Consider the following 18,750-nt stretch of genomic DNA (forward strand, 5'->3'; position numbering starts at 1 on the left):
AAGGATGAGGCTATGGTTCAAGTTCGCAAACTGGTGTTAGCAATTGCGGCCGCCTCGGCGCTGTCCTCTGGTATGGCGCATGCCCTCGGGCTCGGGGAATTGACCCTGAAGTCGACGCTGAACCAACCCTTGGTGGCGGAAATCGAGTTGCTCGACATCAAGGACCTGACGGCGGCCGAAGTGGTGCCGAGCCTGGCCTCGCCTGAAGATTTTGCCAAGGCCGGTGTCGACCGTCAGGCATTTCTCAATGACTTGACCTTCACGCCGGTGCTCAACGCCAGCGGCAAAAGCATCCTGCGTGTGACCTCCAGCAAACCACTGTCCGAACCCATGGTGAAGTTCCTGGTTCAGGTGATGTGGCCGAACGGTCGCCTGCTGCGCGATTACAGTGTGTTGCTCGATCCGTCCAAATTCTCGCCGCAGACCGCCGAAGCGGCTGCGCAGCCAGCGCCGACTCAATCAGTCACGGCGCCAGTGACCGGTGCCACCGCGCCGGCTCAGCACACCACCACTGCGCACGATACTCTGTGGGAGATCGCTGCGAAGGCGCGCAATGGCGGCTCGATTCAGCAAACCATGCTGGCCATCCAGGCGCTGAATCCGGATGCCTTTATCGATGGCAACATCAACCGATTGAAAACCGGTCAAGTGCTGCGCATGCCCGAGCAGGCCTCGGCTACCAGCCTGCCGCAGCCCAAGGCGATTGCCGAAGTGGCCGCACAGAACAAGGCGTGGCGCCAGGGGCGTCGCTATGTGGCCAAGCCCGGAGCGGGGCAACAGCAACTCGATGCCACCAAGCGTGGTAGCGCTGACACCGGCAACGCACAATCCACCAAGGACAAGTTGAGCCTGGTCTCGGCCGAATCCGGCAAGGCGGGTGCCAAAGGTGCTGCGGGCGATGCCAAGAATCTGAGCAACAAACTGGCGATTACTCAGGAAAGCCTCGACACGACCCGTCGTGACAATGCCGAACTGAAAAGCCGCATGACCGATCTGCAAAGTCAGCTGGACAAGCTGCAAAAACTGATCGAGCTGAAGAACAATCAACTGGCCAAGATGCAGGCCGATGGCGCCGCGGGTGCACCTGCAGCGACCGCTCCGGCCATGTCTGCCGAGCTGGCCGCCAACCCTGCGACGGCACCTGCTGAAGTCGCCCCGGCGCCAGAAGCCGCTGTCGCTCCTGCACCAGCATCTGCTGAAACGCCAATCGAGCCTGCACCGGCCGTCTCGGACGATCAGAAATTCAACGAACTGCTGACCAATCCGATCCTGCTGGGTCTGATCGGCGGCGGTGCGGTGGTGCTTGCGCTCTTGCTGTTGTTGCTGGCGCGTCGTCGCAAAGCTCAGCAAGAAGCCGAGAAGCATCTGCGCATGGCCCGTGCATTGTCCGAAGAACAGGACCTGTCCTATGGCAACGACCTGCCGGAAAGCAGCTTTGAAGGCCTGGAAGTTCCACCGCCCAGCGTAAAGCTCGCCACGGCGCCGACGCCGACGCCTGCTCCTGTTCCTAAAGCAGAGCCTGCTCCAGTGGTTGCGCCCGTTGTGATGACGACACCGATCGCAGCACCCCCTGGTGTCGCCTCGCCGCCGAGCGTGATGACGATGTGCTGAGCAAAGCGCAGTCGCACATCACGGCCGGTCGTCTGAACCAGGCTGCTGCGTTGCTGGAAGACGGCATCAAGCAAGAGCCGCAACGCAGTGATCTGCGTCTGAAGCTGATGGAAGTGTATGGCCAGCAAGGCGACCGCGATGCGTTCGTGGGTCAGGAGCGTCAACTGGTCGCCAACGGCGACAACTTCGCTCAGGTCGAAAAGCTCAAGGCTCGTTTCCCGGCCATGGCCCTGGTTGCCGCAGGTGGCCTGGCTGCCGCGGCTATCGCTGCGGAACTGGATGCGCAATACGTCAAGGACCTGCTGCTGGACGAGCCGCAAGCCCCGGCGGCTGCCGATGACGACTTCGACAGCGCTTTCGATTTGAGCCTGGACGATCTGGAGGCCACCTCCCCGGCGGTGGTTACGCCAGAAGAAGACACGTCGACCGAGCTGGAAGAGTTCCCGCTGGATGACGACTTGAGCTTTGAATCGGTGTTGCAGCAGCAAACCGAAATCAAGGAGAACCTCGACGACCTCGCGGACTTCGATCTGGACATGGACCTGGGGGCGGATCCGTCGCCGGCGACCCTCGCTGAAGACGACTTCCTGCTGGATCTGAGCCTGGACGAAGGCCTGAAGGATCTGCCGGTTGTACCTGAAGTGCCGCAGGATGACCTGGAATTGCCTGCCGACTTCGACCTGTCGCTGGCTGATGAAATGGACGCGGCTCCGGCACCGACTCCGACCGTGGCAGGCCTTGACGAACTTCCGGACGCCTTCGAGGCTGAGCTGGATGACGTCAACGCCGAGCTGGATCGTCTGTCCCAGAGCATTGGCGAACCGAGCTTTACCGCAGAGGACGCGATGGCCTCTGCAGGCGACGAGCCGGACTTCGACTTCCTCTCCGGTACGGATGAGGTCGCTACCAAGCTCGATCTGGCTCAGGCCTACATCGACATGGGTGACAATGACGGCGCACGGGACATCCTCAATGAGGTGGTGACCGAGGGTGATGCCGGGCAGAAGAGCGAAGCCAGGGAAATGCTTTCGCGTCTGGCTTGAGTGGTCGCTGCGCAGTAAACAAAACGGCAGCCCGGTGAGGCTGCCGTTTTTGTTCGCGTGATGAGCTGGGGACTCTATCGTTTCGCGCGTTATGTGGTTGTCTATATAGCGAGGCTCGCACGTGTAGTGCAGCGGCACAAAAGACACGCGCCTCTGGCGTCCCGGTCCAGCCGCCTTATAATGCCCGCCTTTGCGCACATCAGCAGGCTGCACCCCTTGGCAAATATAGATAATCCGGCCGCCGAAATGGCGGCCGACGGCTTTTTCCGCGTCGCACTGGGCGTTGAATACAAAGGTTCGCGTTATCGCGGCTGGCAGCGCCAGGCCAGCGGCGTGCTCACGGTTCAGGAAACCCTTGAGAACGCCTTGTCCAAAGTCGCCGACTCACCGGTATCGCTGCTCTGCGCCGGGCGTACGGACGCTGGCGTACATGCGTGTGGTCAGGTGGTGCATTTCGATACGCAGGTCGAGCGTTCGATGAAAGCCTGGGTGATGGGCGCCAATATCAATTTGCCCCACGATGTCAGCGTCAGTTGGGCCAAGGTCATGCCGGCGCATTTTCATGCGCGATTCAAGGCTATCGCCCGGCGTTATCGTTATGTGATCTACAACGATCAGATCCGTCCGGCACATTTGAACGACGAGATCACCTGGAACCACCGCCCGCTAGACGTCGAGCGCATGGCCGAGGCAGCGCAGTATCTGTTGGGTACCCACGATTTCAGTGCGTTCCGTGCAGGTCAGTGCCAAGCCAAATCGCCGATCAAGGAACTGCATCACCTGCGGGTCACGCGTCACGGCAAGATGATTGTGCTGGACATCCGCGCCAGTGCATTTCTGCATCATATGGTACGCAACATTGCTGGCGTGCTGATGACTATCGGCGCCGGCGAGCGTCCGGTGGAGTGGATGAAGGAAGTGCTGGAAAGCCGCATTCGCCGTTCCGGCGGGGTCACGGCGCATCCGTTCGGCCTGTATCTGGTGCAGGTCGAGTATCGCGATGAGTTTCAATTGCCCGAGCGTTACATCGGCCCACACTTCCTGACCGGTTTCACGGAACTTGACGGCTGACGCCCTCGAATGCATTTGTTACCATCCGGGACTTCCCCGGATTTACCCTGAGGTTTTATCGACATGTCAGCCGTTCGCAGCAAGATTTGCGGGATTACCCGCATAGAAGATGCGTTGGCGGCGGTCGAGGCGGGGGCCGATGCCATCGGGTTCGTGTTCTACGCCAAAAGCCCGAGGGCTGTGACGTTCCAACAGGCGCGCGACATCATCAAGGTGCTGCCGCCGTTCGTCACAACCGTGGGGTTGTTCGTCAACGCCAGTCGGTGCGAGCTGGGTGAGTTGCTCGACGCCGTGCCGCTGGACCTGTTGCAGTTCCATGGCGATGAAACGGCTGCCGAGTGTGAAGGGTGGAACCGGCCGTACATCAAGGCGCTACGGGTCAAGGCGGGTGACGACATCGCGGCGGCCTGCGATGCGTTTCCTACTGCCAGCGGTATCTTGCTTGACGCTTATGTCGAAGGCATTCCCGGTGGAACCGGTGAGGCGTTCGACTGGTCCCTGATACCGCAGGGCTTGAGCAAGCCGATCATTCTGGCGGGCGGTTTGACGCCTGAAAACGTCGCCGAAGCGATTGCCCGGGTCAAGCCTTACGCCGTGGACGTCAGCGGCGGGGTAGAGGCGGGCAAGGGCATCAAGGATCACGCAAAGATTCGGGCATTTATAGAAGCGGTGCGTAGGAGCTAGGTTGATGTGACGGCTGGCAGACTGCCGCCGTCCATAACTTCACTTGCACAAAGCAGGCACGGCTGAGGATGTTTCGGGTTGTACGCAGGTCGCTTTTCGCTGACCCGGCCACCCGATCAATCATCGCCACACACATGAATTTAGCTCAAGGGCATACGCGGGGCTGCGAACAAAGCGTTCGGGCCGCCGGTACTGGAGAAAGAAAGCATGAGCAACTGGTTAGTAGACAAACTGATCCCTTCGATCATGCGTTCCGAGGTCAAGAAGAGCTCGGTGCCTGAAGGTCTGTGGCACAAATGCCCGTCTTGCGAGGCTGTGCTGTATCGTCCGGAGCTGGAAAAAACCCTGGATGTTTGCCCAAAATGCAACCACCACATGCGTATCGGCGCCCGCGCCCGCATTGATATCTTCCTTGATGCCGAAGGCCGTGCCGAACTGGGTGCGGACCTGGAGCCGGTTGACCGTCTGAAGTTTCGTGACGGCAAGAAGTACAAGGATCGCCTGACCGCTGCCCAGAAGCAGACCGGCGAAAAAGACGCACTGATTTCCATGAGCGGCACATTGCTGGGCATGCCAGTCGTTGTTTCGGCCTTCGAATTCTCCTTCATGGGCGGTTCGATGGGCGCCATCGTCGGAGAGCGCTTCGTTCGCGCCGCCAACTATGCGCTGGAAAACAAGTGCCCAATGATCTGCTTCGCCGCTTCCGGTGGTGCGCGGATGCAGGAAGCCTTGATCTCCCTGATGCAAATGGCCAAGACCTCCGCGGTACTGGCGCGTCTGCGTGAAGAAGGCATTCCGTTCATCTCCGTGCTGACTGACCCTGTTTACGGGGGCGTTTCCGCCAGCCTGGCGATGCTCGGTGATGTGATCGTCGGTGAGCCCAAAGCCCTGATCGGCTTTGCCGGCCCGCGTGTAATCGAGCAAACCGTGCGTGAAAAACTGCCGGAAGGCTTCCAGCGCAGTGAGTTCCTGCTGGAGCACGGTGCCATCGACATGATCATTCACCGTCAGGAGCTGCGTCCGCGCCTGGGCAACCTGCTGGCACAAATGATGGGCCTGCCGACGCCGAAATTCGTCGCTGCGCCAATCGAGCCGATCGTGGTTCCACCGGTACCTGCCAACCTATGACCCAACGTACCCTTGGCGAGTGGCTCGCCTACCTTGAGCAGTTGCACCCTTCGGCCATCGACATGGGCCTGGAGCGCCTGCAACAGGTAGCGTCCCGCATGGGACTGGGCAAGCCGGCGCCTCGGGTAATTACGGTCACTGGCACCAACGGCAAGGGTTCTACCTGCGCATTTGTGGCCTCGTTACTACGGGCGCAGGGCCTGAACGTCGGTGTCTACAATTCTCCGCACCTGCTGCGTTACAACGAGCGGGTGCAGGTCAATGGCGTCGAAGCCACGGATGCCGCGCTGTGCGAATCCTTCGCGGCTGTCGAGGCCGGTCGTGGCGATACTTCCCTGACGTATTTCGAAATGGGCACCCTGGCAGCGTTCTGGCTGTTTCAACAGGCCGGGCTTGATGCTGTGGTGCTGGAAGTTGGTCTGGGTGGGCGTCTGGACACGGTCAACGTGGTGGATGCCGACATGGCGCTAGTCACCAGCATCGGCGTCGATCATGCGGACTATCTGGGAGATACCCGTGAGTCCGTGGCTTACGAAAAAGCCGGCATCTTCCGCCAGGGCGCGCCTGCGCTGTGTGGCGATCTGAATCCTCCACAACCACTGCTGGACAAGGCGCGCGAGCTGGCTTGCCCGTTTTACCTGCGTGGGCGTGATTTCGACCTCGGCATTACCGATCACAACTGGCAATGGCGCGGACTTGATGCGCAGGGGCGCGCCGTGGAATTGCGTGATTTGCCCTTGCTCGATCTGCCAATGGAAAACGCTGCGCTGGCGTTGCAGGCCTACTTGCTGCTGGGTTTGCCGTGGGTGGATGCACAGATTGTCGATGCCCTGAAAGCGACGCGGGTGGTCGGTCGTCTCGATCGTCGGCAGTTCGACTGGCAGGGCAAGCGCCTGAACCTGTTGCTGGACGTGGGCCATAACCCGCATGCCGCCGAGTATCTGGCTCGCCGTTTGGCCAGTCGACCACCAGCCGGCAAGCGTCTGGCGGTGTTCGGGTTGCTGGCTGACAAGGATCTGGATGGTGTTGTCGGTGAATTGAATGCTAGTGTCCAGCATTGGGCTGTGGCGCCGCTGGATTCGCCGCGCGCCCGTCCGGTCGCTGATTTGCACAAGGCGTTGAAGAACCTTGGTGCTTGCGTAGCATCTTATTCAAGTGTGGCCTCCGCGCTGGAAGGTCAGTGTGCGCTGGCGACGAGCGACGACGAGATTCTGTTGTTCGGATCATTTTATTGTGTCGCCGAAGCCCTTGAATGGTTGGCTCGGCGCTCCACGGAGGAAGCGGCAAATGGCATTGCTGGATAAGGCCTACAAACAGCGCATGGTTGGCGCTCTGGTGCTGGTGGCGTTGGCGGTGATTTTCCTGCCGATGCTGTTTTCCCGGCAGGATGAGCAGCGGCAGGTGACGGTCGATGCGCCGGCTGCGCCGCAGGCGCCGGCAATGCCGCAAGTTCAGGTCGAGCCGGTGGTGGTGCCTGAGCCGCAAGCGCTGCCTCAAGAGCCTGTGCCGAGCGATGATGAAATCGCTCAGCAAGAAGTGCCTTCGGCACCTGTTGCGCCGGTTGCCCGTGTAGCCCCTGCGCCTGTGGCCAAGCCGGCTCCGGTGCCTGCTTTGGCCGCCAAGCCTGCTGCCGCGCCGTCGCAGCCTATCTCGGCAGCGCCGGGCAAGCCTGACACCACGCAAAGCCGTATCGACGCAAACGGCCTGTCGGTCAGCTGGTCGGTTCAGGTGGCGAGTCTTGCGAGCCGAGAAAATGCCGAAAGCCTGCAGAAAGACCTGCGCAGTCAGGGCTACAACGCTTACATCCGATCCTCTGATGGCAAGAATCGAGTGTTTGTCGGTCCGCTGATCGAGCGCGCCGAAGCCGACCGTCTGCGTGACTTGTTGGACCGCCAGAAGAAGCTCAAGGGCTTCGTCGTGCGCTTCCAGCCTGAGCGCGGTTAACGAGCGACCAATCGACTCTTTGTAGCAGCTGCCGAGCCTGCGAGGCTGCGTCCGGCGGCGCAGTCGTCGTAAAACCTGCCTGTACGGTGTACCTGATACACCGAGTTGCCTGATTTTACGGCTGCTGCGCAGCCGGACGCAGGCTTCGCCAGCGGCTACATTGCTAAGCGCGGTTAAATACTATCGCCCCGATTTGAAAAGCACTGACAATCGCAGCTTACCGATAGCCCTGCGCTCTGCTAAAATGCGCCGCCTTATCCGTCTGTAGGCTGCACTGTGCCATTTACCTGGGTTGACTGGGCGATCGTTGCAATCGTCGCCATCTCCGCATTGATCAGTCTGAGCCGCGGCTTCGTCAAAGAAGCACTGTCGCTGGTGACCTGGATTATCGCAGGAGCCGTTGCCTGGATGTTCGGTGGTTCATTGTCCGAGTACCTCGCCGGATACATTCAAACACCGTCGGCTCGTGTAATCACGGGCTGTGCCATCATGTTTGTCGCCACGTTAATCGTAGGCGCAATGATCAATTATCTTATCGGCGAGTTGGTTCGCGTCACCGGGCTATCCGGGACCGATCGATTCCTCGGCATGGCCTTCGGCGCCGCGCGTGGCGTATTGCTGGTGGTCGTGGCGGTCGGGCTGTTGAGCCTGGGGCCGGTACAGCAGGACGGGTGGTGGAAAGAGTCGCAGCTCGTGCCAAAATTTCTATTGGTTGCAGATTGGTCCAAAAACCTGATTCTCGGGTGGAGCAGTCAGTGGCTTGCCAGCGGTATCAGCGTACCCGCTGAGATACCGTTCAAGGAGCAACTCTTGCCGATGGCCAAAACGCCTCAGTGAGTGTTGTTCAGTTCAGATCCATTAAGTAGGGGTTGCGTCGCATGTGTGGCATCGTCGGTATCGTCGGTAAGTCGAACGTCAATCAGGCGCTGTATGACGCGCTAACCGTGCTCCAGCACCGCGGCCAGGACGCTGCCGGTATCGTGACCAGCCATGATGGCCGGTTATTCCTGCGCAAGGACAACGGCCTGGTGCGTGACGTGTTCCATCAGCGTCACATGCAGCGTCTGGTCGGCCACATGGGCATTGGCCATGTGCGTTACCCGACCGCAGGCAGCTCGACGTCGGCCGAAGCTCAGCCGTTCTACGTCAACTCGCCTTACGGCATCACGTTGGCGCACAACGGTAACCTGACCAACGTTGAACAACTGGCCAAGGAGATTTACGAATCTGACCTGCGCCACGTCAACACCAACTCCGACTCGGAAGTACTGCTGAACGTGTTCGCGCACGAACTGGCCCAGCGCGGCAAGTTGCAGCCAACCGAAGAGGACGTGTTCGCCGCCGTCACCGACGTGCACAACCGTTGTGTGGGTGGTTACGCGGTCGTGGCGATGGTGACCGGTTACGGCATCGTCGGTTTCCGTGACCCGCACGGCATCCGCCCGATTGTCTTCGGTCAGCGTCATACCGACGAAGGCGTCGAGTACATGATTGCCTCCGAAAGCGTCTCCCTGGACGTACTCGGTTTCACCCTGATTCGCGACCTGGCGCCAGGCGAAGCGGTCTACATCACTGAAGACGGCAAGCTGCACACCCGTCAGTGCGCGACCAACCCGTCCCTGACTCCGTGCATCTTCGAACACGTCTACCTGGCGCGTCCGGATTCGATCATTGACGGCGTTTCTGTCTACAAGGCTCGTCTGCGCATGGGCGAGAAGCTCGCCGAGAAGATCCTGCGCGAGCGTCCTGAGCACGACATCGACGTGGTCATCCCGATCCCGGACACCAGCCGTACCGCGGCCCTGGAGCTGGCGAACCACTTGGGCGTCAAGTTCCGCGAAGGCTTCGTGAAGAACCGCTACATCGGCCGGACCTTCATCATGCCGGGCCAGGCCGCACGGAAAAAGTCCGTACGCCAGAAGCTCAATGCAATTGAATGGAATTCCGCGGCAAGAACGTCATGTTGGTGGACGACTCGATCGTTCGCGGCACGACCTGCAAGCAGATCATCCAGATGGCTCGCGAAGCCGGCGCCAAAAACGTCTACTTCTGCTCCGCCGCACCGGCCGTTCGCTACCCGAACGTCTACGGCATCGACATGCCGAGCGCCCACGAGTTGATCGCCCACAACCGTTCGACTCAGGACGTTGCCGACCTGATCGGCGCTGACTGGCTGATCTATCAGGATTTGCCTGACTTGATCGAAGCCGTCGGTGGCGGCAAGATCAAGATCGACAAGTTCGATTGCGCGGTGTTCGATGGCCAATACGTCACCGGCGACGTCGACGAGGCTTACCTGAACAAGATTGAGCAGGCACGTAACGATGCCTCCAAGGTCAAGACGCAGGCAGTCAGTGCGATCATCGATCTGTACAACAACTGAGTTTCTACCGGCCCTGAGGGGCCGGTTTTGTATCTACTAAAGACTCTCTATATCAAGCAGCAAGGCAAGGAGTGTGAGCATGAGTCAGGATTGGGATGCCGGTCGGCTGGACAGCGACCTCGAAGGCGTAGCGTTCGATACCCTGGCCGTTCGTGCCGGTCAGCACCGTACGCCGGAAGGCGAACACGGCGATCCGATGTTCTTCACTTCCAGCTACGTATTCCGTACCGCTGCCGACGCGGCTGCGCGGTTTGCCGGTGAAGTGCCGGGCAACGTTTATTCGCGTTACACCAACCCGACGGTGCGTGCGTTCGAAGAGCGCATTGCTGCGCTGGAAAGCGCCGAGCAAGCCGTGGCCACGGCCACCGGCATGGCTGCGATCATGGCGGTGGTGATGAGCCTGTGCAGTGCGGGTGATCATGTGATCGTTTCGCGCAGTGTGTTCGGTTCGACCATCAGCCTGTTCGAAAAGTACTTCAAGCGCTTCGGTATCGAAGTCGATTACGTGCCTCTGGCGGACTTGTCCGGTTGGGATGCGGCAATCAAATCCAACACAAAGTTGCTCTTTGTCGAGTCCCCATCCAACCCGTTGGCCGAGCTGGTGGACATCGCCGCGCTGGCGCAAATCGCACACGCCAAAGGCGCGATGCTGGTGGTCGACAACTGCTTCTGCACCCCGGCGTTGCAGCAGCCGCTGAAGATGGGCGCGGACATCGTCGTGCACTCGGCAACCAAGTTCATCGACGGTCAGGGCCGTTGCATGGGCGGTGTGGTGGCCGGTCGTAGCGAGCAGATGAAAGAAGTGGTCGGTTTCCTGCGTACTGCCGGGCCAACCCTGAGCCCGTTCAACGCCTGGATTTTCCTCAAGGGCCTGGAAACCCTGAACCTGCGGATGAAGGCGCATTGCGCCAACGCCCAGCAACTGGCCGAGTGGCTGGAGCAGCAGGACAGTATCGAGAAAGTCCATTACGCCGGCCTCAAGAGCCACCCGCAGCACGAGTTGGCGTTGCGTCAGCAGAAGGGTTTCGGTGCGGTGGTCAGTTTCGAGGTCAAGGGCGGCAAAGACGGCGCTTGGCGCTTTATCGATGCGACCCGTCTGATTTCGATCACTGCCAACCTCGGTGATACCAAGACCACGATTACCCATCCAAGCACTACCTCTCATGGTCGTCTGGCGCCGCAAGAGCGTGAAGCGGCGGGCATTCGTGACAGCCTGATCCGTATTGCGGTCGGTCTTGAAGACGTGGCTGATCTGCAAGCCGATCTGGCACGCGGGTTGGCAGCCTTGTGATCGAGTTGTCCACGCCGACCACCGGGTCCAATGGCCGAGTGGCCTTGGTCACCGGTGCCGCGCGCGGTATCGGTCTGGGAATCTCGGCATGGCTGATCAGCGAAGGCTGGCAGGTGGTGCTGAGCGATCTTGATCGGGTGCGTGGTTCGAAAGTGGCGAAAGTGCTCGGCGACAATGCCTGGTTTATCGCCATGGACGTCTCGAACGAAGGGCAGGTGGCGCTGGGTGTTGCTGAAGTGCTGGGGCAGTTCGGGCGACTGGATGCGCTGGTCTGCAACGCGGCAGTGGCCGAGCCGCACAACATTACGCTGGAAAGCCTCGATCTGGCTTACTGGAATCGTGTGCTGGCGGTGAACCTCAGTGGGCCGATGTTGTTGGCCAAACACTGTGCGCCGTACCTGCGCGCTCACAGCGGCGCGATCGTCAACCTCGCCTCGACCCGTGCCGGGCAGTCGGAACCGGATACAGAGGCTTATGCAGCGAGCAAGGGCGGTTTATTGGCCCTGACTCACGCATTGGCGATCAGTCTTGGGCCGGAGATCCGCGTCAATGCGGTCAGCCCTGGCTGGATCGACACGCGCGACCCTTCGGTGCGACGTGCCGAGCCGCTGACGGATGCCGATCATGCCCAGCATCCGGCGGGCAGGGTAGGGACGGTCGAAGATGTCGCGGCGATGGTGGCCTGGCTGTTGTCGAAGAATGCCGGCTTTGTCACGGGCCAGGAGTTTGTGGTCGATGGCGGCATGACCAAGAAGATGATTTACAGCGAGTAGTTCCAGCGGACCCATGACAGACAGGGCTTGAGGTTGAAGGCGCTGGTTGTCAGTGCCGCAGGAATTGACACGATTTTGTCTTTTTCAGAAAAACTTCAATCCTGCTATTGACTTAGGTTCGGTACCTGCGTAAATTTCGCGGCCTCGGAGATGCAAACGGGTGATTAGCTCAGCTGGGAGAGCGTCTGCCTTACAAGCAGAATGTCGGCGGTTCGATCCCGTCATCACCCACCACTTCCGAGAGTCTTGCGAAAGCAAGATGGAAGCTGTAAAAGCCTCCACCGACGCGCAGCGGTAGTTCAGTCGGTTAGAATACCGGCCTGTCACGCCGGGGGTCGCGGGTTCGAGTCCCGTCCGCTGCGCCATATTTTCCGAGTCAGATTTATCTGGTTCGAGATTGAAAAGCTACTGAGTTTTCAATCAGACGAGTTACTTGGGCGAAAGTCCAAAGCGATACGCAGCGGTAGTTCAGTCGGTTAGAATACCGGCCTGTCACGCCGGGGGTCGCGGGTTCGAGTCCCGTCCGCTGCGCCATATCTGCTTCAAGGCCCACTGAACGCCTTGAAGCTACGAAGAAAGATGCTGGTAAAGCCAGTGACTGCTTCGAGTCGATAGCAAAGACCCTGGTCGAAAGACCGGGGTTTTTTGTGTCTGCGATTTGGCTTTGTCTCCTTCCCGTCATCCTCATGGATCCGCATCTGCCGGCCAAGCGCGAGCGCTCAGTGAGCTCCGATCCCTCTCGAAAATCTCTCCACCCCCCCCTTTTTTAATCCGCAGCCCCGATGAATCGGCGCCTGCGCGGCCGAATTACCTCTCCGTCACTAAACAATTCAAGCATTTACTCGATGCAATTTGCACAAAGGACTTGGTGTGACGCCTCAACACAAATTAGAATTAATCTCATTTAGAATATTTCTTCGCGCAGGGTTTCTTTAGATGAGTGATGTAGCTACGCCGCCGGAGCAAACCTTCCACGACCTGTACCGCGACCACCGTGGCTGGCTCGAAGGCTGGTTGAGACGACGCATGAGTAACGGCAGCGATGCGGCAGATCTGAGTCAGGATACCTTCGTGCGGTTGCTTGCCAGCTCCCAACGCATCGCCGATCTGCAAGAACCTCGCGCCTACCTGGCGACCGTCGGCAAGCGGCTGCTGACCAACTTCTACAAGCGTCGCAGCCTGGAGCAAGCCTATTTGTCTGCTTTGGCATTACTCCCTGAGGACTGCGTGCCGTCCCCTGAGCAGCGCTGGATGCTGTTGGAAACCCTGCAAGCCCTGGATGAATTGCTCGATGGATTGCCGCGGCCGGTAAGGCGGGCGTTTCTCTGGAGCCAGTTGGAAGGCCTGGGTTATCAAGAAATTGCCGAGCGATTGCAAGTCTCGGAGCGCACGATCAAGCGCTACATGGCTCAAGCCTACGAACATTGCCTGTTGGTGGAGCTGTGAACGGTTCGGCACCTTCGGCTCAAGCCCGACAAGTCGTGCGGGCCGCCGCGCAATGGCTGGCCCTTATGGAATCCGGCTGCGCCAATGAGCGGGACCGGGCACAGCTGCAGAGCTGGCGCGACAGCCATTCCAGTCACGAACAGGCCTGGCAGAAAGCGCAACTCTTACGCCAACGCTTTGCAGAACTGCCATCGGCCCTCGCCATGGCCAGTCTGGACCGGCCGCAAACCAGTCGACGTACAGTGCTCAAGCGCGCCGTCGGGGCGGTAGCTTTGGTGCCGGCCGCGTGGCTGATCAGTCAGCAATTGCCCCTGGATGTCTGGAGTGCCGACCTGCGGACCGCCACTGGGGAAAGCAAAAAAGTTCAGTTGGCTGATGGCAGCTCTCTGCAGTTGAACACCGCCAGCGCCGTCGATATCGACCTTAAGAACCGGCGTCTGAAACTGGTGGAAGGCGAAATCGCACTGAATGTACCCGGGACTTCGCCGCTGACGATCCTCACGCGCTTCGGGCAAGTGGTCGTCGGTCAGAGCGAAGTGTGCGTTCGTCAGGGGCAGGCGGGCTACAAGGTGTCAGTACTTAAAGGCACCGTGCAGTTACAGCCCCTGCGCGGGCCGGTCTTTTCATTGCGCGGCGGCCAGCAAGTCAGCCTTCAAGCGGCGGGTGCCGGCGCTGTGGAGCCATTCGACGTGCTGGCCCCAGGCTGGCGTGACGGTGTGCTGATGGCGCAGAACCAACCCTTGGGGGGATTTTTTGCGCGAACTCAGTACCTATCGTCCAGGCGTATTGCGTTGGGAGCCAGAACTGGAATCGCTGCGCATCACTGGCAGTTTTCGCCTGGAAGACACCGATCGCATCCTCGCGCTGCTAGCGGCCAGCCTGCCGCTGGAGGTGCATTCGCGTACGCGTTACTGGGTAACGCTGGTGGCGCGCAAAAATAATGTTTAAAGCGTGTCCCCTTTTTTCGCGCCGCTTGTCATTCAAGGCAAGTGAAACGAAATCAGAGAGATTCTCAATGCCTGTAGTGATGCCTTGTAGTACGCGTCTGGCTCCGTCCCGGTTGCGCCCCCCTTGTTGCACTTGAGTCTGTTGTTGAGTCTGAGTGCCTGTCCATTGTTTATCACTGCCGGTTGGGCCGAAGACGCGCCGCGCCGCAGCTATCAGGTGCCGGCCGGTAGCCTCAGCGCGGCGTTGACCCGTTTCGCGGGGCTGGCCGGGGTCAATCTGTCGGTGGACCCGGCACTGGTGAGGGGGCGCACCAGCCCTGGTCTTTCCGGCGACTTCGCGGTGGAGGAGGGCTTCACCCAGTTGCTACAGGGTTCCGGTCTGCAACTGCAGCCGGTGGGTGAACAGGCGTACATGCTGACCCCGGCGCCAACGGGCAGCGGCCTGCAACTGGGCGCTACCTCTATTTTCGCTGCTGCGGACACGGCGCACGGTGATCCGTATGCTGGCGGGCAGGTCGCGCGCCTTGGGTCGCAAGGCTTGCTGGGCTCCAAAGACTTCATGGAAACGCCGTTCAGCGAGACCACCTACACCAGTGAAACGGTCAAAAACCTGCAGGCTCGTACCTTGGGTGACCTTATCGCCAGCGATCCCTCGGTTCGCGCCACCAACCCGGCGGGTGGGCGGTATGAGCAGTTCACCATTCGCGGGCTTAGCCTGTTCAATAGTGATGTCTCCTACAACGGTCTCTACGGCGTCTTGCCGACTTACACGATCGATATGGAAATGGCCGACCGCGTCGACATCCTCAAAGGTCCGAGCCAGCTCATCAACGGCATCTCGCCGCGGGGTAGCGTGGGTGGAGGGATCAACGTGGTGCCCAAACGCGCCACCGATGCACCCATTACGTCGTTCACCACCAACTATGCCTCCAACAACCAGGTCGGCGGGGCCGTGGATGTCGGCCGGCGCTTTGGTGAAGGTGACATGTTCGGCGTTCGCTTCAACGGCGTGAAGCAGTCCGGCGACACCGAGTGGGATCATCAGAGTGTCGACCGTGACATGGCCGTGCTGGGCCTGGATTTTCGCGGTGAACGCCTGCGACTTGCGACGGACGTCGGGCATACCGAGCGTGATACCGACGCCCCGCAGGAGCGTGTGCAGGTGGGCGCCAAGGCGCAGGTTCCGCATGCAAGCGAGGTTCGCAGCAACTACGCGCAGCCATGGAGCAAGGCGCGTACCAGGGATACCTTCGGGACGGTGACCGGCGAATTCGATGTCAGCGACGCCGTCATGCTGTATGGCGGTGTGGGCGCGCGCAGGAGTGATCATGATTTTCTCCGACACGCCGTATCGGTCACCAACAACGCGGGTGATTTCAGCGTTCTGCCACGTGACTTCACCCGTGACGAAAATGTCCGGACGGCCAATGCCGGGGTGCGCAACTGGTTCCATACCGGCCCGGTGAGCCATGAAGTGAATCTGGCTGCCAGCTATTTCTACATGGACTTTGAAAATGGCGGCGCCCGTTATGCCGCTGCCCCCAGCAATATCTACAACCCCGTGCAAACACGGACGCCGATCACCCCCACGCGATTCGATCCGAAGGTGTATACCGAGAACCGCTTTAGCAGCATGGCGTTATCCGACACGTTGGGTTTCTTCGATGATCGAGTGCTACTGACCCTCGGCGCCCGCTGGCAGCGAGTGCAGGTTGACGACTGGTCGGATGATGTCAAAGGCGACACGGCCTATGATGAAGAAAAGGTTTCTCCGTCGGGCGGCATCCTGTTCAAGGCAACCGATAAACTGTCGCTGTATGCCAACTACATGGAAGGCTTGAGCCAAGGCAAGATTGCGCCGTCGACCTCGGTCAACGAGGACGAGATCTTCCCGCCGTTCATCAGTCGGCAGGTCGAGGTCGGTGCCAAGTACGACGCGGGTGCGTTCGCTATCACCACTGCAGTGTTCCGGATCAAGCAGCCGGCCTATGAGACCAACGCCATAACGCGAGTGTTCGGCCCGAACGGCAAACGCGAAAACAACGGTGTGGAAGTCAGTGTGTTCGGTGAGCCGCTCAAAGGTTTCCGCCTGCTCGGTGGCGTCATGTACATCGACAGCGAATTGACCAATACCGCCAACGGCACCTTTGACGGCAACCGCGCTCCTGCCACGCCGGAATACAACGTCAGCCTGGGCGCCGAGTGGGATGTACCGAGCGTGCAAGGCCTGACCCTGACCAGCCGCAGTATCTATTCCAGTTCGCAGTATCTGGACCAGTCCAATGACAAGGAAATCGATGCCTGGACGCGCATCGACGTCGGCGCACGCTACGCCTTCAAGGTCGAAGAAAAGAACATCACCCTGCGTGCCAATGTCGAGAACGTGGCCGACAAGCGCTACTGGAGTTCTGCCGGGGCCTCGGATGACAGCGAGCCGGGATTGACGCTCGCGACCCCACGTACCTACCTCCTTTCAGCGACCGTCGACTTCTGAGTCGATCAACCGCGCGTTGCGCCACAGGGAAGGGGCGCCGCCGGGTTGTGTTCATGAATTGATTCCTGCAGAGAAAGAAATGCTCGCCCATCTGACGTGAATGACCCATTGCGATACTTTTCTACAAGTTAGTGCCTGTTGCAGGGTATTAAAAAGTTGTCATTTTTATAATAAAAGCATGGCCGGATAATGGCACTGATGATCGTTTCTCAGGTTTTTTATAACTTGGGATTTTGTGTGCGTGAACGATTTTAATAGCTGACTGGCAAACTATGTAAGTTTTCAAAAAATGGCGAGCAAGTAGTTGCGTTAATTTGCAAATGAGAATAATTTGCATATCGAAACTTATCGAGGATAAACCGATGTTGAATGATGGCGTATTGCACTCTAACCCTTTGCAAAAAACCAATGCCGACTATCTGGCTCGACAAAGCAAGTTTGAATCCAATGTGCGCAGTTACCCGCGCAAGTTGCCGCTGGCAATTGCCAAGGCGCACGGGGTCTGGGTGACTGACGTCGAGGGTAAAACGTACCTCGACTGCCTGGCCGGCGCCGGCACTTTGGCTCTGGGGCACAATCACCCGGCCATCATGGCCAGCCTCGACAGCTTCCTTGCCTCGGGCCTGCCGATGCATACCCTGGACCTGACCACGGTAGTCAAGGATGCCTTTTGCGAAACCCTGCTCAGCCTGTTGCCAAACCAGGGCCGCGATTACTGCCTGCAATTTTGCGGGCCGTCCGGGGCGGACGCGGTGGAGGCCGCACTGAAACTGGCCAAGACCCACACCGGGCGCAATAACATCATCAGTTTCTCGGGGGCCTACCATGGCATGACCCATGGCGCCCTGGCCCTGACCGGCAATACCGCACCGAAAAATGCCATCGCCAGCCTGATGCCCGGGGTGCAGTTCATGCCGTACCCTCACGAATACCGTTGCCCGTTGGGCATTGGCGGTGAGGCCGGGGTAGAGGCCTTGACCCACTATTTCACCCAGTTCATCGAAGACGTCGAAAGTGGCGTGTCGTTGCCGGCGGCAGTCATTCTTGAAGCGGTGCAGGGGGAAGGTGGGGTCAACTGTGCTCCAGTGAACTGGCTGCGGGCGATCCGCGAGGTGACGCGCAAGCACGGCATCCTGCTGATCCTCGACGAAGTGCAGACCGGTTTCGCCCGCACCGGCAAGATGTTTGCCTTCGAGCACGCCGAGATCGAGCCGGACCTGATCGTCATGTCCAAAGCGCTCGGTGGCGGTTTGCCTATGGCGGTGCTGGGCATTCGTCGTGAGTTCGACGCCTGGGAGCCAGGTAATCACGCCGGCACTTTCCGCGGCAATCAGATGGCCATGGCTGCCGGGCTGGCCACGTTGCAGGTGTTGCAGCAGCAACACGTCGCCGCTCAGGCCGAGCGCCGTGGCCAGTGGCTCAAGGACCGACTGGTCGAGTTGCAAGCGCACTATCCGGCCCTTGGCCAGGTGCGCGGTCGTGGCCTGATGCTGGGCATCGAGATCGTCGACGAGCGCGAGCCGGCTGATCGCCACGGGCATTTCCCGACGGACCCGGCGCTGGCCGTGGCCATCCAGCAGCAGTGCTTCAAGCAAGGTCTGTTACTGGAGCGCGGTGGGCGCAAGGGCAATGTCATCCGCTTGTTGCCGCCATTGATTATCGACGATGAACAATGCCAACAAGTGATACAGCGTTTTGATAACGCTGTGGCCGCTGCGTTATTGCAGTTGCGCCCTTGAATGAATCAATCGACGCTGAATGGTTAATTCCTCGAGTTGCAGCTTGATGATGTTGGCGTAAGTCACTTTTATCGTCATCCAGTTTTTTAAAAGGCTTAGCGAAGTGAAGTCGCTGTGTGGGGATTCGTCGATTTTTAATTAAGTCGATCAGTCACTAATTTTTTCGCGACATAACGTATTCAGTGACCTCGCGGGC

General features: G+C 59.6%; 10 protein-coding genes, 3 tRNA genes and 4 pseudogenes. All 17 read left to right on the forward strand.

Annotation, left to right across the window (positions count from 1 at the left end; genetic code table 11):
- Window positions 1-12: 12 nt before the first annotated feature.
- The 17 genes and pseudogenes from AB4N76_RS24240 to AB4N76_RS24320 all read left to right on the forward strand — a co-directional run bounded on the left by AB4N76_RS24240 (window position 13) and on the right by AB4N76_RS24320 (window position 18,554).
- Window positions 13-2,654, forward strand: a pseudogene (locus tag AB4N76_RS24240) (FimV/HubP family polar landmark protein).
- A gap of 246 nt (window positions 2,655-2,900) precedes the next feature.
- Entirely contained in the window at window positions 2,901-3,725 is an 825-nt protein-coding gene (truA, locus tag AB4N76_RS24245) for a tRNA pseudouridine(38-40) synthase TruA (RefSeq protein ID WP_046026892.1), read from the forward strand.
- Between the two features lie 63 nt (window positions 3,726-3,788).
- A complete protein-coding gene (locus AB4N76_RS24250; RefSeq protein ID WP_046026891.1) occupies window positions 3,789-4,409 on the forward strand; it encodes a phosphoribosylanthranilate isomerase in 621 nt (206 codons plus the stop codon).
- Between the two features lie 207 nt (window positions 4,410-4,616).
- Entirely contained in the window at window positions 4,617-5,537 is a 921-nt protein-coding gene (gene accD / locus AB4N76_RS24255) for an acetyl-CoA carboxylase, carboxyltransferase subunit beta (RefSeq protein WP_046026890.1), read from the forward strand.
- Window positions 5,534-6,841, forward strand: a complete 1,308-nt coding sequence (folC, locus tag AB4N76_RS24260) for a bifunctional tetrahydrofolate synthase/dihydrofolate synthase (protein ID WP_460163614.1) — start codon at window positions 5,534-5,536, stop codon at window positions 6,839-6,841. Before accD ends, folC begins: the two co-directional genes overlap by 4 nt.
- Window positions 6,825-7,481, forward strand: a complete 657-nt coding sequence (locus tag AB4N76_RS24265) for an SPOR domain-containing protein (protein ID WP_046026888.1) — start codon at window positions 6,825-6,827, stop codon at window positions 7,479-7,481. The genes folC and AB4N76_RS24265 overlap by 17 nt, the downstream gene beginning before the upstream one ends.
- A gap of 276 nt (window positions 7,482-7,757) precedes the next feature.
- Complete coding sequence (locus tag AB4N76_RS24270; protein WP_046026887.1) at window positions 7,758-8,318, forward strand: CvpA family protein; 561 nt, start codon at window positions 7,758-7,760, stop codon at window positions 8,316-8,318.
- 41 nt (window positions 8,319-8,359) lie between these two features.
- Window positions 8,360-9,864 (forward strand): annotated as a pseudogene (purF, locus tag AB4N76_RS24275) (amidophosphoribosyltransferase).
- Between the two features lie 79 nt (window positions 9,865-9,943).
- On the forward strand, window positions 9,944-11,155 hold the full coding sequence (locus AB4N76_RS24280; RefSeq protein ID WP_046026885.1) for an O-succinylhomoserine sulfhydrylase: 1,212 nt from the start codon (window positions 9,944-9,946) through the stop codon (window positions 11,153-11,155).
- A complete protein-coding gene (locus AB4N76_RS24285) occupies window positions 11,152-11,928 on the forward strand; it encodes an SDR family oxidoreductase (RefSeq protein ID WP_046026884.1) in 777 nt (258 codons plus the stop codon). Before AB4N76_RS24280 ends, AB4N76_RS24285 begins: the two co-directional genes overlap by 4 nt.
- Window positions 11,929-12,086: 158 nt before the next feature.
- Window positions 12,087-12,162: transfer RNA gene (locus AB4N76_RS24290), tRNA-Val, on the forward strand.
- Between the two features lie 54 nt (window positions 12,163-12,216).
- Window positions 12,217-12,293, forward strand: a tRNA-Asp gene (locus tag AB4N76_RS24295).
- Window positions 12,294-12,385: 92 nt separating this feature from the next.
- Window positions 12,386-12,462 (forward strand) — tRNA-Asp (locus AB4N76_RS24300).
- A gap of 402 nt (window positions 12,463-12,864) precedes the next feature.
- Entirely contained in the window at window positions 12,865-13,374 is a 510-nt protein-coding gene (locus AB4N76_RS24305; RefSeq protein ID WP_109785873.1) for a sigma-70 family RNA polymerase sigma factor, read from the forward strand.
- A pseudogene (locus tag AB4N76_RS24310) lies at window positions 13,371-14,322 on the forward strand (FecR domain-containing protein). The gene AB4N76_RS24305 and the pseudogene AB4N76_RS24310 overlap by 4 nt, the downstream one beginning before the upstream one ends.
- Window positions 14,323-14,389: 67 nt before the next feature.
- Window positions 14,390-16,815 (forward strand): annotated as a pseudogene (locus AB4N76_RS24315) (TonB-dependent siderophore receptor).
- Between the two features lie 362 nt (window positions 16,816-17,177).
- A complete protein-coding gene (locus AB4N76_RS24320) occupies window positions 17,178-18,554 on the forward strand; it encodes a diaminobutyrate--2-oxoglutarate transaminase (protein ID WP_460163615.1) in 1,377 nt (458 codons plus the stop codon).
- The last annotated feature ends 196 nt before the right edge of the window (window positions 18,555-18,750 follow it).

Source organism: Pseudomonas sp. S2_F03 (assembly GCF_054668335.1).